Here is a 15,916-nt window from a genome sequence, read left to right on the forward strand (position 1 = left end):
ACTCGACTTCCCCGCGGTCAGCGTACGAAGCTGGGCCCATGAGCGAACAACGACAGCCCGCCGAGACGAAGCCCGCAGCCACCATCCTGCTGCTGCGCGACCAGCCCGAGTTCGAAGTGCTGATGGTGAAGCGCCATCACCAGATCGACTTTGCATCCGGCGCGCTGGTGTTTCCGGGCGGCAAGACCCACGCCGGCGACGCCGACCCGGCCTGGGCCGAGCACTGCGTGGGCTGGGACGCCTTCGACGACGAGCAGCGGACCCTGCGCATCGGCGCGATCCGCGAGGCCTACGAAGAGGCGGGCATCCTGCTGGCCGAGGGTCTCGACGGCTCGGACTTCGCGGAGGTGTGCGACCCGGCCGTGCGCTCGGCGGTGGACCGGGGCGAGACCGCCTTCATCGACGTGGTGAAGGAGCTGGGCGTGCGGCTGCAGCTGGATTCGCTGGCGGTGTTCGCCCGCTGGATCACGCCCACCATGATGCCCAAGCGCTTCGACACCTGGTTCTACGCCGTGCGCGCGCCAGCCGATCAGGTGGCGGCGGCCGACGGTCGCGAGGCGGTGGACGCCGAGTGGATCGCGCCCAAGGAGATCCTGCGTCTGGCCGACGCCGGCGAGCGCACGGTGATCTTCCCGACACGGATGAACGTGCAGCTATTGGCGGAAGCCGACAGCGCCAGCGACTGCGTGGCCCGCGCGCAGGCCCGGAAGCTGGTGACCGTGCTGCCGGTGGTGGAGCTGCGCGACGGCGCCCGCTTCCTGGTGATCCCGCCCGACGCGGGCTACGGCGCGGTGGCCGAGCCGATGGAGCGGATCTCGGCGGAGAGCCGGACGGGGTAGGGGCGGTCGAGCCCCGTAGGCGACGGTGGAAAGGGCTGCCCCTAAGGCTAAGGGAGTCGCACCACTTTCCCTCGTGGCAGCAGACTCTTCGCGCGCTGTTCGTCGATCCAGTCACTCGTTCCACCCCGGATCTCCGCGACGCCGCAACGGCGGTTCGACAGGACCCGACCACCCCTGAGAACCGCGACGCCCAATTCGTCCTGGGGATTGTTGTGGCCATCCGGACCGAAGCCCGTCCTGATCATGCGGGAGTACACGACGTATGTGACGCCGCCGGTCTCAAAATAGATCTGCATCTCACCGCCGCCAGAGTAGCCGGCGGAGGCCCATCGCAATGATCCGGCGCTGCCGCCAGACGGCTCTGGATAGGCAAGTTCCAGTTTGCCGGGGGCGCCGTATCGATACTGGACTGCGCGAGACGGGCCGTTCGCGGCGCAGATCGCGACCTGCTTCGCGCCAATGGGACACTGGAAGAGCGCAACTTCAGTCGATCGACAAAGGCCGGGCAATTCGCGCGAGTCCCGGGTCGGTGGCGGAGCAGATGTGGCGCCCGTCGTCCCAGGCAACGCGCCCAGCGTCGCGACCAGGATAGCAAGCGGAACTGTGTTCTTGCCGTAGCGCCGCGCTGTCGGTCGGATCAACGACACTGCTCATCTCCTATTCCGGCGAGGAGCTTAGCGATTGGGGGCCTGCTTTCCACTCCGATACCTATCCCCTTGCTCCGCGCTGAATCGGTCCGCCGAAGGCGGTATCGTTTCCCCCGGCGCGATAGTCGGGTCTCCTCTCCCGGGCGCGGAGCGCCGAGGGAGAGGGCGGGAGAGGGCGGCGCTGGGTTAGAAGCCCGCTCGACGTTGGACCCGACCGGGCCTTGAGCTAGCGGCCGGGCGTTCGTCGCCCGCGGGCGATGATGGAGCCGCGGCGGCTGGGATCGGACTCGCGACAGGCGCTGAGGATCGTCCAGGACACGGCGTCCAGGTCGTCGATCACTTGGGCGTTCCGGAAGCGCAACACCGTGAGGCCGTGCCGCTTGAGGTAGGTATCGCGGCGCGCATCGTACTCGACCTGATCGCCGTGAATCCCGCCATCCAGTTCCACGGCGAGGGCGGCTTCGAGACATAGGAAGTCGACGATGAAGGGGCCGACCGCCACCTGGCGGCGCCACTTCCAGTCTTCGAGGCGGCCTGCGCGCAGGACTTCCCAGAGCTGAAACTCAGCTTCGGTCTGGTCGCGCCTGAGACGGCGGGCACGATCTCGTCGGAGTTTGGACGTGACGGAAACGACCTTGGCCATGGGGAATCGGGTCCAACGCTGGGGCGGCGGCACGGCCGAGCCGCCCTCTCCCGGCCTCTCCCACGGCGCTGCCGCGCCTGGGAGAGGTGAGGGCAAGAAAGGGAGTGATCGAGACTGCACAACGGGTGTCATCCCGGCTTTGGCGCAGCCAAGGACCGGGTCCCAACCAAGGGCCGCGCGTCGATGCTTGTGGAGTGTGTGGCGGGATCGGGTCCAATGGTGCGGATGATCGTTCGTCGGCGCCGCCCTCTCCCGGCCTCTCCCACGGCGCTGCCGCGCCTGGGAGAGGGGCCTAGGATGTGTTGGCGACGCGCAGTGCCCGGGCGCCGGTGAGGAGGGCGGCGCGGCCGGCGAGGGCGGCGGCGGGGGCCTGTAGGGCTGGGATGGCGGCCAGGGCCGGGGTGCGGGAGACGACGGTGAGGTTGCGGGCGATCTGGGCGCGGCAGACGTCGGGGTCGTCGGGGAGGCGTTCGACGGACTCGGGCCTCTCGAGGCGGGTGTGCCAGTCGGGCCGTTCGTAGGCGTCGTCGCGTTCGGGGCGTTCAGCGTCGGTCGCCTGGGCTGCGGCGACCCGCTTGGCCTCGGCGCGGGGCGCGGGCGCGACGGTTCCGGCGGCGAAGCGGGCGCGGAGCGCCAGCGACTGGCGCACGCCCCGGCTCACCTGGCTGTAGACGGTGGTCAGGGCCACGAGCTGGTCGACGTCGCGGGTTTCGAGGGCCACGCCATGGACCTGGCGGACCATGCCCATGCCGAGCTGGGCGAGCTCCAGGAGGAGGGCCTGTTCGGCGGCGGCGTCGGCGGCGTTCGACATGAACAAAAAGAGAACATGGATCGTGGCGGACGTCAAGCTTTCGCGCACGTGGCCCGGTTCGTGCCCTTGCTCGTCATCCCGCGACGTGTTCGCGGGATGACGGAGATGGGTATTGGGGGGCTAGGCTCGGACAGCGGTGAGGATCGAGACTCCATCACCCTGATCGCCTCCGGCGATCTGTCCCTCTCCATCAAGGGAGGGAAGGGGCCGCTCAGGCCGCGCGGGCTTCCAGGGCCTGGAGCATGACCTGGCCGGCCGGTTGGTCGTCGGTCTTGATGTCGTCGCGGGCGGCCGTCTTGATCGCATCGATGTGAGCGTCGATCAGGCCCATCGGCACGTCGAGGCGCTTGGCCTTGTCGTCGATGTGGCGGCAGAGCAGGCCGGCGATCCGGGTGATCAGCGGGAAGCCGTAGGTGGCGCCCAGGCCCTTCAGGTCATGGGCCCGCAGATAGAGGCTTTCCATGGTCTCGGCCGTCTGGCCCGCGTCACGGATGGCGGCGCGCGCGGTCTCGAGCTTGGCGATCTCGTCGTTCAGCCACTGGGTGAAGTTGCCCGACAGGCTCTTCAGCGCGGCTTCGGCCTTGGCGATGGCCGCGGGATCGATGGCGCCCAGGCGACCGCCGCCCATGCGCAGGCGCATGGGGTTGGGGGTCTGGAACTGACCGGTTTTCGGATCGCTCACGTAACTCTCCCAGCGGAACGCCAGCCAGAATAGGGTGAAGCGGTTAATAACCGGCGAAAGCTCGACCGTGGATGTGGAAAGGCGCCGCAGGCTAGACTGAGAACTGCTCGGCCAGGACGCGTTCGCCCAGGCTGCGCCCGGCGTCGAACAGCATGCACACCTTCACGTCGCGATCCTCGGCGACATAGACCTCGAGCACGTTGGGCGCCTCGAAGTTGTCGGCCACGGCGCTGACCGGGCGCTTGGCGCCCTCCAGCACCTCAAGGCGGATCCGCGAATTGTGGGCGAGCAGGGCGCCGCGCCAGCGACGCGGGCGGAAGGCGCTGATCGGCGTCAGCGCCAGGATCTTGGAATCCATCGGGATGATGGGGCCGTGGGCCGAGAGGTTGTAGGCGGTCGAGCCCATCGGGGTGGAGATCAGGGCGCCGTCGCAGATCAGCTCGGGCAGGCGCACCTTGCCGTCGACCGAAATGCGCAGCTTGGCGGCCTGGCGGGTGGTGCGCAGCAGGCTGACCTCGTTGAAGGCGATCGCCTCGTGGGTCTGGCCGTCGACGTCCACGGCCTGCATGCGCAGCGGGTGGATCTCGGCCTGCTCGGCCGAGTTGATCCGGCCCAGCAGGTCGTCGTCGGCGAACTCGTTCATCAGGAAGCCGACCGAGCCCTTGTTCATGCCGTAGATCGGCTTGCCCGAGGCCATCAGCGCGTGGACCGTCTCCAGCATGAAGCCGTCGCCGCCCAGGGCGACGATCACCTGGGCGTTGTCGATCCCGGCGTCGCCATAGCGGGCGGCCAGCTTGTCGCGCGCCTCCTGCGCCTCCGGGCGGGTGCTTGCGACGAAGGTCAGTCGGGTCACGAAAAGGTTCGCCATCGTCCGCCAGAAGGGCCGAAGCTCCGGCGTCTGTCAAACGGCTGTTTGCGACACTTTGACGTTTAGGCGGCGAGCGAGCGGGCGGCCTGGCGGAACGCCGACGCCGCGACTTCCGGCGCCACCGGCGCGAACGCCACCGAGGCCTTGCGGGCCCCGTCGGCGCCGCCGCCCGGCCGGCCGTCGTTGAGCTGGCGCGTCATCTCGAGGATGTCGGGGAACACGCTGCGGTCGATCCCGACCGCGGCGCAGGCCAGGGCCAGCAGCTCGGGCCGGTCGGAATCGATCGCCGACTGCACGTGGCCGGTGTCGAAGCGGCCCAGCATCGCCAGCGCGCCGACGAAGAGGCCCAGCCGGCCTTCGCGGAGCGCCCGCACCAGGTAGCCCGGGCGCAGCTGGCCGGCGGAATACAGCTTGTCGATCAGCCGCTGTTCCATCACCTCGCGCTCGCCCTCGCGGGTCATGCGCGGCACCGCCTCGGAGGACGAGGACGCCATGTGGCCGGCGTGGGCCTCGTTGATCGAGGCGGCCAGGGCTGCGTCGAGGACGGCGACGTCGAGGCGGAACCGGTCGGCCAGGCCCTTGCGCAGCGCCAGACCCACCCAGAGGTAGAGGCGCTTGGCCAGTTGCCCGGTGAGCTTGGGATGCTGCGACAGCGGTGTGCGCAGGGCGGCGATCTGGCGGGACGCCTCGACCAGGTCCTGCATGTCCTTGGGCGACAGTTCGGCGGTGTGGTTGCCGGCGAGCGCGGTGAGGACGGCGGGCTCGGACTGCTCGAGGATGGCGCCGACCACGGCCTCGGAGATGTGCGGACGGCGCGCGACTTCGATCTGGTGCTCGATGGTGGCTTCGACCAGCAGGCGCATCAGGTCGCTGTCCTGCAGCACCGGGCTCTGGGCGATGATGGGGCGGGCGATCTCGATGTCGTCCAGCGCCAGGACGTTGATCAGGGCGTTCGGCGCCCAGTCGGCGGCGGCCAGCTTCTCGGACAGGCGGTGGCGGATGTCGCGCTCGGCCTCGACGACCAGGCTCATGAAGATCGAGGACAGCAGGACCTGAATCGCGCCCGACTTCATCGCCTCACCGGCGTGGGGCGTGTCGCACAGGTCCGCAATCGCCAGCAGCAGGCGTTCTCGATCCGCCGGTTGGCGGCTTTTGGCGAGGTCGAGCAGACTTTCGCTGCTCATCGCGAAGCTCACGCCGGGTCTCCTATGTTCTACAGTTCGATCCAGGCTATGCGGACTCTGGCGCGGGGCGGTGAAGACATGCTTAAGCCGGGTCACTTCGCGGTTAGGGAATCGTAAATCATGGGCGATCCGCTGATCCTGGCGCTGGACCAGGGCACCACCTCCACACGGGCCATTCTGTTCGCCGCCGACGGGCGCGCCCTGGCCGAGGCGGGCAGCCCTCTCGAGCAGCATTACCCTCAGGATGGGTGGGTGGAGCACGACGCCGAGGAGATCTTCGCTGAGTCCGTGAAGGCGCTCAGGGCGGTGCTGGACAAGGCCGGACGGTCGCTTTCCGACGTCGCGGCGATCGGCGTGACAAATCAGCGCGAGACCATCGTTTTGTGGGATCGGACCACCGGTAAGCCCGTGCACCGGGCGATCGTTTGGCAGGACCGCCGCACCGAGCCGGCCTGCCTGGCGCTGCGCAACGCCGGCCACGAGGCCCGGGTCACCGAGCTGACGGGCCTGCTGCTCGACCCGTACTTCTCGGGCACCAAGCTGGGCTGGCTGCTGGACCATGTTCACGGCGCGCGGGCGGCGGCGGAGCGGGGCGAACTGCTGGCCGGGACCATCGACAGCTGGGTCATCTGGAAGCTGACGGGCGGCCGGGTGCACGCCACCGACGCCACCAACGCCTCGCGCACCCTGCTGTACGACATCCGCGCCGGCGAGTGGTCGACCGAGATGGGCGAGATGCTGGGCGTGCCGCTGAACATCCTGCCGCAGGTGCGCGACTGCACCGGGGACTTCGGCGAGACGGAAGCCTCGATCCTGGGCCGGGCGATCCGGATCCGCGGCGTGGCCGGCGACCAGCAGGCGGCGCTGATGGGGCAGGGCTGCATCCGCCCGGGCGAGATGAAGGCCACCTACGGCACCGGCTGCTTCATGCTGCTGAACACCGGCGAGGCGGCGCCGATCTCGCAGGCGCGCCTCCTGACGACGGTGGCGGCGCAGGTGAACGGGCGGACGACCTATGCGCTGGAGGGCGCGATCTTCATCGCCGGCGCGGCGATCCAGTGGCTGGGCGAGGGCCTGGGCGTCCAGGGCGGACCCAGGGCGGCCGAGGCGCTGGCGGCCGGGGCGCGCGACGACCTGGGCGTGGTGCTGGTTCCGGCGTTCACCGGCCTGGGCGCGCCCTGGTGGGACGCCAACGCCCGGGGCGGCATCTTCGGCCTGACCCGAGACGCGGGCCTGCCCGAGATCGCGCGGGCCGCCTTCGACGCCGCGGCGCTGCAGACCCGCGATCTGATCGAGGCGATGCGCGCTGATGCGCCGCATGCGTTCAAGGGCGAGGTGGAGCTGCGGATGGACGGCGGCATGGCACGGTCGGCCTGGTTCAGCCAGCGGCTGTCGGACCTGACCGGCGTGGGCGTCTGCCGCGCCACGTTCGAGGAGACCACCGCGCTGGGGGCGGCGCTGTTCGCGGGCGTGGGCGCCGGCGTCTATCGCGACGTCGAGGAGGCGGCGAGCGCGCGGCCGAAGACCGAAAGCTACCGGCCCGCCATGGCCGCTGACCCGCGCGAGCGGGCCTACGCCCGCTGGCTGGATGCGGTGAACCGGGTCCGCGCGGGCTAGAGCTTGGCAGTCGGGGCCGCCGACCTCTAACGTCCGGTCACGTCGCGTAGGGAGACGGCATGGCGCTGGGCGGATCGTGGACGGCGGGGGTGGCGGCGGCGCTGCTGCTTGCGACCTCGGCCGCGGCCCAGCCGGCGCGTCTGCCGCCGCCCACCGGCCAGCTGGCGCCCGTCCAGCAGTTCACCCTGGCGAACGGCCTCCACGTGGTCTTCCACATCGACCGGTCCGACCCGGTGACCGCCGTCGTCCTGGCGCCGCGGGTGGGCTCGTCGCGCGAGACGCCCGGCCGGACCGGGTTCGCCCACCTGTTCGAGCATCTGTTCTTCCTGGAGAGCGAGAACCTGGGGAAGGGCGGGCTGGACAAGCTGTCGGCGCGGGTGGGTGGATCGGGGGCCGACGGCTCCACCGACCGCGACATCACCGACTATCTGCAGACCGTGCCGAACGACGCCCTGGAGAAGATGATCTGGGCCGAGGCCGACAAGCTGGGCTTCTTCATCAACACCGTCACCGACCCGGTGCTGGCCAAGGAGAAGCAGGTCGTCAAGAACGAGAAGCGCGAGCTCTACGACAACCAGCCCTACGGCTTCGCCCAGCACGTGGTGGCGGCCCAGCTCTATCCGCGTGACCATCCTTACAGCTGGCCGCTGATCGGCTCGATGGCCGACCTGGAGGCCGCGACGCTGGGCGATGTGAAGGCGTTCTATCGGCGCTGGTATGGCCCGGGGAACGTGACGCTGGTGATCGCCGGCGACTTCGATCCCGTGCAGGCGAGGGGCTGGGTGGAGAAGTATTTCGCCGAGATCCCCAAGGGGACGGCCGCGCCCCGGCTGCAGCCGCGCAAGGCGACGCTGAGCGCCAATCGCAACGTCTACTACCCGGACGCCTTCGCCGAACTGCCGCAGCTGACGCTGGCCTGGCCCACCGTGCCCCGGCACCACAGAGACTCCTGGGCGCTCACCCTGCTGTTCGACCTGCTGACGCAGGGCAAGGACGCGCCGCTCAGCAAGGTGCTGGTGGAGGAGCAGCGGCTGACGGCCGAGCTGAAGGCGCAGGTCTCGGACGGCGTGCTGGCCGGGGAGCACGACCTGGTCATCACGGCCTTCAAGGACGTCGACCTGGATCGCGTGCGGGCCGGCGTGAACCAGGGGTTCGCGCGCTTCGAGCGTGACGGCGTCGCGGCCGAGCACCTGGCGCGGGCGAAGATCCGGCGCGAGGTCGAGTTCTACCGCAACTTCGAGAGCGTGCTGGGCAAGGCGCGGAACCTGGCCCGCTACGACGTCTATGCCGGGACGCCGGACTTCGCCGACCGGGACCTGGCGATGCTGCGCGCCGTGACCGCCGCCGACCTGCAGCGGGTCTACCGCGCCTACATCAAGGGCCGTCCGCACGTGGCGGCGAGCTTCGTGCCCCGCGACCAGCCGCAGCTGGCGGTGCAGGGCGCGACCCTTGCGCGGGTGGTGGAGGAGCGGATCGTGCAGGGCGCCGAGAAGCCGGTCGATCCCGACGCCGGGCAGGCCGTCTACAAGCGCACCGCCTCAAGCTTCGACCGCACGGTGGAGCCGCCGTACGGGCCGCCGCCGCAGGTGAAGACGCCTCCGATCTGGGAGGCGCGCCTGCCGAACGGCCTGCGGCTTATGGGGATGCAGGATCGCGAACTTCCGTTGGCCACCTTCGAGCTTTCGATCGACGGCGGGCGACTGTTCGACGACCCGAAGAAACCCGGCGCGGCGAACCTGCTGGCCCAGATGCTGACCAAGGGCACGGTCCGGCGCACCCGCGCGGAGTTCGAGCAGGCGCTGCAGGGGCTGGGCGCCGATGTGACGGTCTCGGCGGGCGAGGAGCGGTTCCTGATCAGTGGCCGCACCCTGGCCCGCAACTTCGCCCCCACCATGGATCTGCTCAGGGAGATGATCCTCGAGCCGCGGTGGGACGAGACCGAGCTGCGCCTGGCCAAGGCCGCGACGGTCGCATCCATCCAGAGCCGCCGCGCGGAAGCGCCCGCCCTGGCCGAGCGGGTGATGAGCCATGTGACCTACGGCCCCGACCATCCGCTGGGCCTGAACCCGCTGGGCGCGGAGGCGTCGGTCCAGGCCCTCACCCTGGCCGAGCTCAAGGCGCTCCACGCCCGGGCCATCGCGCCCAACCTGGCCCGCTTCCGGGTGGTCGGGGCGGTCGACCGCAACGCGACGGTCGCGGCCCTGCGCGATCTGGGGCGGCGCTGGAAGGCGGGCGGCGCCAAGGTTCCCAAGCCGCCCGCGCCCGATCCGCCGTCGGCGTCGCGGGTGGTGTTCTACGACCTGCCCGACGCCAAGCAGTCGATGCTGCAGTTCGGCTATCCGGCGCTGCGCCGGGACGATCCGGACTACTATCCGGCGTGGGTGGCCAACTATGTCCTGGGCGGCGGGGGTTTCGCCTCGCGCCTGATCCAGCAGGTGCGCGAGGACAAGGGCTATACCTACGGCGTCCGCTCGACGTTCCGCGGCGGGGCCTATGACGGCGCGTTCCAGGTGACGAGCCCGGTGCGCGCCAATGTGACCCTGGAGGCCGCCACGCTGATCCGCGACATCGTGCGCGACTATGGGCGGACCTTCACGCCGCAGGACCTGGAGGTGACGAAGGCCTTCATCAGCAAGAGCAACGCCCGCGCGTTCGAGACGCCGGCCGCCAAGCTGAAGATCCTGGCCAACGTCGGCGACTACGGCCTGCCGCGCGACTACCTGCGCGCCGAAGCGCGGGTGGTGTCGGGGATGACGGTGGAGAAGGTCCAGGCCATCGCGGCCAAACAGCTGCGCACCGACGCCATGACGTTCGTGGTGGTGGGCGACGCCCGGACCCAGGCGGCGCGGATGACCGGCCTGGGCTACGGGGCGCCGGTGATGATCAAGGACGAGGTGGCGGACAGGTAGGGTTGAGATCAGCAATCCGGGTGTTTGCGTCGTCATTTGGGTCAAAAGGCAATGACGGCTCTCGACCGAGGCTGTGTAAGAACTCGCGCCTGGCCGCTCATCGCCGCCATCCGGGACTGACCGGATCGGCGCCTCTTGCGCTATGCAGCCGCCGATAGCCCCGCCCGCCGCGAGTTTTTATACAGCCTCGACCCATCTGAGACATTCATCCGGTGCTGTTCCTGCGCTCTAGAGGCGCCAATGGGAGACGTTCACCTCGGTGCTGAAACGTGACGTTCGACCTGGCGACCGTGATCTGACGTCAATGCCGTAGCGTGTGAAGCGACCCCTCGACTGACCGAGAGCCACCGAGAGGCATTCGAATAATGGTCAAGAATTAATACCATAGGTTGCGCCCTAGTATATTTGTAATATCTTACATATTGTCCGCCGTCGTCTTTCCTGATCCTCTAGCTTTCCAAACTGGATTGGTGAGGTGAGGCGTTTGGGGGAGCAGGACATGAACTTGCATCGCGGTCAGTGCTTTTGCGGGGCTGTTCGGATCGAGGTGTCAGGGGCTCCGGAAACCATGGCCTACTGCCACTGCAATTCCTGTCGGTCTTGGTCCGGCAGCCCGGTTCACGCCTCGACGATGTGGAAGGCTGAGACCGTGCGGATCGTCGCAGGGTCGGAGCATGTGAGAACGTTTCACAAGACTCCCGACAGTATCAGCCATCGTCAATACTGCCGCCTGTGCGCAGGCCACCTCATGATCCATCATCCCGACTTCGGCATGTTCGACGTCTTCGCCGCGACCCTTCCTAGCCTGAAGTTCGAGCCGATCGGTCACGTCAACTACGCCGAGACGGTCCTTCCAATTCGCGATGGCCTGCCGAAGTACAGGGATTTTCCTGTCGAGTTCGGAGGGACCGGCGAGCTTGTCGATGAGTAGCCACTGACGGCCGCGACGCCGCTTCGCCAAAAGGGGACTTGGAAAAATGCTGTACAGCCTGACTCTGGATGGCGGTCGCGTTGGTCTGGATGACGCGGCGATCGCGGGGCTTCGCGGGCGGCTGCGAGGCAGCGTGATCCTCGCCTCGGACGGCGACTATGACGCGGCGCGACGGGTCTGGAACGGCAACGTCGATCGCCGGCCGGCCCTGATTGTCCGGAGCGCCGACGCCCACGACGCGGCGCAGGCGATCGATTTCGCCCGCACCCATGCCCTCCTGCTCTCAGTGCGTGGCGGCGGCCACAGCGCACCGGGCTATGGCGTCAACGACGGCGGAATGGTGCTCGACCTCTCGCTGATGCGGCAGATCACGGTCGATCCCGCTCGCCAAATCGCCCGCGTCCACGGCGGCGCCCTTTGGCTCGACTTGGACGCCGCCACCCAGGCGCACGGTCTGGCGGTCACAGGCGGAACGGTATCCAACACCGGCGTCGGCGGCCTTACGCTAGGGGGTGGCATCGGCTGGCTGGGCGGCCTGCACGGCGCCACTGTCGACAACCTGATTTCGGCGGAGGTGGTCACCGCCGACGGCAAGTTGCGTCGGGTGAGTGAAAGACAGGAGCCCGACCTGTTCTGGGCCCTGCGCGGCGGCGGCGGCAATTTCGGCGTCGTCACCGAGTTCGAGTTCCAGCTCCATCCCGTCGGCCAAGTGCTGGGCGGCATGGTGCTCCATCCGTTGGATCAGGCGCGCGACGCGCTGCGGTTTTATCGCGACTTCGTTCCGACCCTCCCGGACGCGGCCGAGGCCCATGCGGGCCTCCTCGCGCCAGAGGGAACGCCCATGCTGGCCTTGCTCATGGGCTACAACGGGCCGATCGAGGAAGGCGAGCGGGTCTTCGCCCCACTGCGCCAGTTTGGAACGCCGAGCGCCGACCTCGTTCGATCGATGTCGTACGGGGAGCGCCAGGTAATGCTCGACGAGCCGAACGCCGTGCATGGGCTGCAGCGCTATTGGCGTTCGGCGTTTACCGAGACGCTCTCGGACGCGCTGATCGACGAATTCATCGCCGCCGCTCGCAGCTTCTCTTCGCCGATGAACGCGCTTCTGATGTTCTACGTTCACGGTTCCATCTGCCGGCGACCGCCATCGGCCACGGCCTTCGCTGCACGGAGCCCTCAATGGGACATCGACGCGATCGGCTGTTGGACCGATCCGGCGGAAAGTGAGACCCACATCGCGTGGGTCCGCGCCATGTGGAGCAGGTTCGAACCGCACCTCCTGGGGCGGGTCTACGCCAACCACATCACCGGGGACGATTCACCCGAAAAGGTGCGCGCTTCGTTCGGCGAGAACCATGCGCGCCTGCGCCGCGTCAAGGCCGCCTACGACCCCGGAAATCTGTTCCGCATCAACTCGAACATAACGCCCGCGGACGCGGCCTAGGCGGCGGGCGAGAGGGTGCATCAGCCATGACCAGACCCGCCGTGGGCTCGTCGCGCAAAACGGGTCTCCGCATCGCGCGCCGAGCGTGAAGGTCTGCTTCGGAGCCAGAACTCGACGACCCCAACCCACCCATCGCGGACATTCGGCGCGTCTGCTTGTCGGACGCTGAATCCGCTCGCTTTCGCAGTGAGCCTCGTCGGGGGCGCGGCATTTGCCGGGATGAGCGGTCGTGAGGGTTAGGCCACGCGGACGCCGGCCGACCCAGCTTCCAGACGGCCCACCACGGCCGCCCGGTCGAAGCCGTCGGCGCGGGCGAGGGCCAGGACCTCGTCGGCTGCGTCGGGCGACACGGCGATCAGGAGACCGCCGCTGGTCTGGGGATCGGTGAGCAGGTCGCGCCGCCAGCCCTCGCCGGCGCCTTCGACGCGGTGGCCATAGCTGGCCCAGTTGCGGGTGGAGGCGCCGGTGCGGACGCCCGCCTGAACCAGCGTCTCGACACCGGGGAGGAGCGGGGCGGCCTGCGCGTCGATGACCGCCGTCAGGCCGGCGCCGTTGGCCATCTCCAGAGCGTGCCCGATGAGGCCAAAGCCGGTGACGTCGGTGACCGCGTGGACGCCCGCCACGTCCGGCAGGCGCGCGCCCAGGACGTTCAGCTTGGTGGTGCTGCCGATCAGGGCGGCGTAGCCGGCGGCGTCCAGCTTCTCCTGCTTGAAGGCGGCGCTGAGCACGCCCACGCCCAGCGGCTTGGTGAGGATCAGGACGTCGCCCGCGCGGCCGCCCTTGTTGGTCAGCACCTTGTCGGGATGCACCAGGCCCAGGGCGACGAGGCCGTAGATCGGCTCGACGCTGTCGATGGAGTGGCCGCCCGCCACCGGCACGCCCGCGGCGGCGCAGACGGACGCGCCGCCGGCCAGAATCCGCCCGATAGTGTCGGGGTCGAGGACGTTCACCGGCATGCCCACGATGGCCAGGGTGAAGATCGGCGTGCCCCCCATGGCGTAGACGTCGGACAGCGCGTTGGTCGCGGCGATGCGGCCGAAGTCGAACGGGTCGTCGACGACCGGCATGAAGAAATCGGTGGTGGCCACCAGCGCCTGGGTGTCGTTCAGCCGCCAGACGGCGGCGTCGTCCGAGGTCTCGGTCCCGACCAGCAGGTTCGGAAAGGCCGCGGCAGCGGGGACGCGGCTGATGATGTCCTGCAGCACCGCGGGCGCCAACTTGCAGCCGCAACCGCCGCCGTGGGCGAGCGAGGTCAGGCGGACGACTTCGGACATGCGGGCTCTCCAGCGGCGGAAACCGGGCTATAGCACCGTCATGAGCCTGGAGGTCACCGAGGATATCTCCGCCGCGGCGTTGACGCGGTACGACATGCTGATCGACACCCGCAGTCCGGGCGAGTTCGCCGAGGATCACCTGCCGGGCGCGGTGAACCTGCCGGTCCTCTCTGACGAAGAGCGGGCCGAGGTGGGGACGATCTACGTCCAGGACGACCGCTTCAAGGCGCGCCGGGTCGGCGGGGCCTATGTGGCCCGGAACGTCGCGCACCATCTGCAGACCGCGCTGGCGGACAAGCCGGGCGGGTTCCGGCCGCTGGTCTATTGCTGGCGGGGCGGCATGCGCTCGGGCGCCATGGCGACGATCCTGAGCCAGGTGGGTTGGCGCACGACGGTGCTGACCGGCGGCTATCGCACCTATCGTCGCGAGGTGGTGCGGCGGCTCTACGACCAGACCCTGGACCATCGCTTCGTCCTGCTGGACGGCCACACCGGCTCGGCCAAGACCGAGGTGCTGGGCCGGCTGGGCGAGGCGGGCTTTCAGATCCTCGACCTGGAAGGTCTGGCGGCGCATCGCGGGTCGCTGTTCGGGGCGCTGCCCGGCCGACCGCAGCCCAGCCAGAAGCTGTTCGAAAGCCGCCTGTTGGGCGTTCTGGACGCCCTCGATCCCGCCCGCGTCGTCGTCGCCGAGGCCGAGTCCAGCAAGATCGGCCAGCGCATGATCCCGCCGGCGCTATGGACCCGCCTGGCCGAGGCGCCGCGGATCGAACTGGTCGCCGAGGCGGCCGACCGGGCGCGCTACCTGGCCACCGCCTACGCCGACGTGGTCGCCGACCGGAAGGCGCTGGACGACATTTTCGCGCGGCTGCCGATCCGGATCAGCGCCGAGCGCCTGGCGAGCTGGCAGGCGATGGCGGAGCAGGGGGCGCTGGCCGAGCTGGCCCAGGCGATCATGGTCCTGCACTACGATCCGGCCTACGATCGCTCGCGCAAGCGCCACGACCGGGCGCTGCTGGGCGCCGTCAGCCTGGTTCCGGACCACCCTGCCAGCCTGGTGGAAGCCGTGGATCGGGTGGCCCAGATGGTCGGCGAGCTTGACGCCTCGGCGCTGGGGCGCGACCCTTAAGTGAACAACGGAAACCAACTGGGAGAACGTCCATGGCCGACGGATCCGTCACCGGCGTCGCTTCGCTGCAGGGCAAGGTCAGCGCCGAGGAGTGGCAGGCCCGCGTGGACCTGGCGGCGCTCTATCGCCTGGTCGCCCTCTATGGGTGGGACGACCTGATCTACACGCACATCTCGGCGCGGATCCCCGGGCCCGAGCACCATTTTCTGATCAATCCGTACGGCCTGCTGTTCGAGGAGATCACCGCGTCTTCGCTGGTGAAGATCGACCTGGACGGCAACATCCTTCAGGACACGCCCTACTTCATCAATCCGGCGGGCTTCACGATCCACTCGGCCATCCACGCCGCGCGCGAGGACGCCCGGTATGTGATGCACCTGCACTCGGACGACGGGGTGGCGGTCGCCGCTCAGGCCGAGGGCCTGCTGCCGCTGTCGCAGCACGCGCTGATCTGCCTGCCGCGCCTCGCCTACCACGACTACGAGGGGATCGCGCTGAACCACGACGAGCGCGAGCGCCTGGTGGCCGATATCGGCGACAAGACCATGATGTTGCTGAAGAACCACGGCACGCTGGCGGTGGGTGACACGGCGGCGAACTGCTGGGTGTCGATGTACTATCTCGAGCGCGCCTGCACGATGCAGATCAAGGCCATGAGCGGCGGTCGCGACAAGGTGTTGATCGCGCCCGAGGCCTCGCAGGCCGAGGTGCGGTCGCAGGTGGCGCGCGGCATCGGCGGGGCCCTGGCCTGGCCGGGCTGCCTGCGCAAGCTCGACCGGGAACTGCCCGGCTACGACGCCTGACGCCCTCAGACAGTCACAGGATCGAGCGGGCGCCTCGCGACTGGGCGCCCGTTTGCGTTTGAGGTCCACGTTTCAGGACCGCAACCTTGAGCCATCCTCCTGTCACTGGACCACGTGTAAGGAGCGTCCTAAGAGCGC

General features: G+C 69.1%; 14 protein-coding genes. 7 read left to right on the forward strand and 7 right to left on the reverse strand.

Annotation, left to right across the window (positions count from 1 at the left end):
- Positions 1-38 precede the first annotated feature (38 nt).
- On the forward strand, positions 39-839 hold the full coding sequence (locus EPN98_RS22580; RefSeq protein WP_293365196.1) for an NUDIX domain-containing protein: 801 nt from the start codon (positions 39-41) through the stop codon (positions 837-839).
- A 47-nt stretch (positions 840-886) separates the two neighbouring features.
- On the opposite strand, the gene EPN98_RS22585 is transcribed toward EPN98_RS22580, so the two are convergent.
- From EPN98_RS22585 to EPN98_RS22610, 6 genes are all read right to left on the reverse strand, one after another.
- Positions 887-1,486 carry a hypothetical protein gene (locus EPN98_RS22585; RefSeq protein ID WP_293365197.1) on the reverse strand — a complete coding sequence of 200 codons (600 nt, stop codon included), beginning with the start codon at positions 1,484-1,486 and terminating at the stop codon, positions 887-889.
- Positions 1,487-1,712: 226 nt separating this feature from the next.
- Positions 1,713-2,129 (reverse strand): endonuclease domain-containing protein, encoded by a 417-nt coding sequence (locus EPN98_RS22590; RefSeq protein WP_293365198.1) that lies wholly within the window; start codon positions 2,127-2,129, stop codon positions 1,713-1,715.
- Positions 2,130-2,421: 292 nt separating this feature from the next.
- Positions 2,422-2,940, reverse strand: a complete 519-nt coding sequence (locus EPN98_RS22595) for a hypothetical protein (RefSeq protein ID WP_293365199.1) — start codon at positions 2,938-2,940, stop codon at positions 2,422-2,424.
- Between the two features lie 211 nt (positions 2,941-3,151).
- Complete coding sequence (locus EPN98_RS22600) at positions 3,152-3,580, reverse strand: Hpt domain-containing protein (protein ID WP_293365239.1); 429 nt, start codon at positions 3,578-3,580, stop codon at positions 3,152-3,154.
- Between the two features lie 133 nt (positions 3,581-3,713).
- On the reverse strand, positions 3,714-4,490 hold the full coding sequence (locus tag EPN98_RS22605) for an NAD kinase (RefSeq protein ID WP_293365200.1): 777 nt from the start codon (positions 4,488-4,490) through the stop codon (positions 3,714-3,716).
- A 62-nt stretch (positions 4,491-4,552) separates the two neighbouring features.
- Positions 4,553-5,686 carry a DUF2336 domain-containing protein gene (locus EPN98_RS22610; protein WP_293365201.1) on the reverse strand — a complete coding sequence of 378 codons (1,134 nt, stop codon included), beginning with the start codon at positions 5,684-5,686 and terminating at the stop codon, positions 4,553-4,555.
- A gap of 108 nt (positions 5,687-5,794) precedes the next feature.
- Between EPN98_RS22610 and glpK the strand changes: the two genes are divergently transcribed.
- From glpK to EPN98_RS22630, 4 genes are all read left to right on the forward strand, one after another.
- On the forward strand, positions 5,795-7,291 hold the full coding sequence (gene glpK / locus EPN98_RS22615) for a glycerol kinase GlpK (protein WP_293365202.1): 1,497 nt from the start codon (positions 5,795-5,797) through the stop codon (positions 7,289-7,291).
- A 59-nt stretch (positions 7,292-7,350) separates the two neighbouring features.
- Positions 7,351-10,200, forward strand: coding sequence for a pitrilysin family protein (locus tag EPN98_RS22620; RefSeq protein WP_293365203.1), 2,850 nt, complete (start codon positions 7,351-7,353; stop codon positions 10,198-10,200).
- A gap of 568 nt (positions 10,201-10,768) precedes the next feature.
- Positions 10,769-11,131, forward strand: coding sequence for a GFA family protein (locus EPN98_RS22625; protein WP_293365240.1), 363 nt, complete (start codon positions 10,769-10,771; stop codon positions 11,129-11,131).
- 46 nt (positions 11,132-11,177) lie between these two features.
- Positions 11,178-12,575, forward strand: a complete 1,398-nt coding sequence (locus EPN98_RS22630; RefSeq protein WP_293365204.1) for an FAD-binding oxidoreductase — start codon at positions 11,178-11,180, stop codon at positions 12,573-12,575.
- A 236-nt stretch (positions 12,576-12,811) separates the two neighbouring features.
- Here the strand turns inward: EPN98_RS22630 and selD are convergent, their stop codons facing one another.
- A complete protein-coding gene (gene selD, locus EPN98_RS22635; RefSeq protein ID WP_293365205.1) occupies positions 12,812-13,849 on the reverse strand; it encodes a selenide, water dikinase SelD in 1,038 nt (345 codons plus the stop codon).
- Positions 13,850-13,889: 40 nt separating this feature from the next.
- Here selD and mnmH point away from each other — a divergent pair, with 40 nt between their 5' ends.
- A complete protein-coding gene (mnmH, locus tag EPN98_RS22640) occupies positions 13,890-14,975 on the forward strand; it encodes a tRNA 2-selenouridine(34) synthase MnmH (RefSeq protein WP_293365206.1) in 1,086 nt (361 codons plus the stop codon).
- Between the two features lie 32 nt (positions 14,976-15,007).
- Positions 15,008-15,778 (forward strand): class II aldolase/adducin family protein, encoded by a 771-nt coding sequence (locus EPN98_RS22645; RefSeq protein WP_293365207.1) that lies wholly within the window; start codon positions 15,008-15,010, stop codon positions 15,776-15,778.
- Positions 15,779-15,916: the final 138 nt, after the last annotated feature.

Origin of the sequence: Phenylobacterium sp. (genome assembly GCF_004299445.1) — a bacterium.
GTDB lineage: Bacteria > Pseudomonadota > Alphaproteobacteria > Caulobacterales > Caulobacteraceae > Phenylobacterium.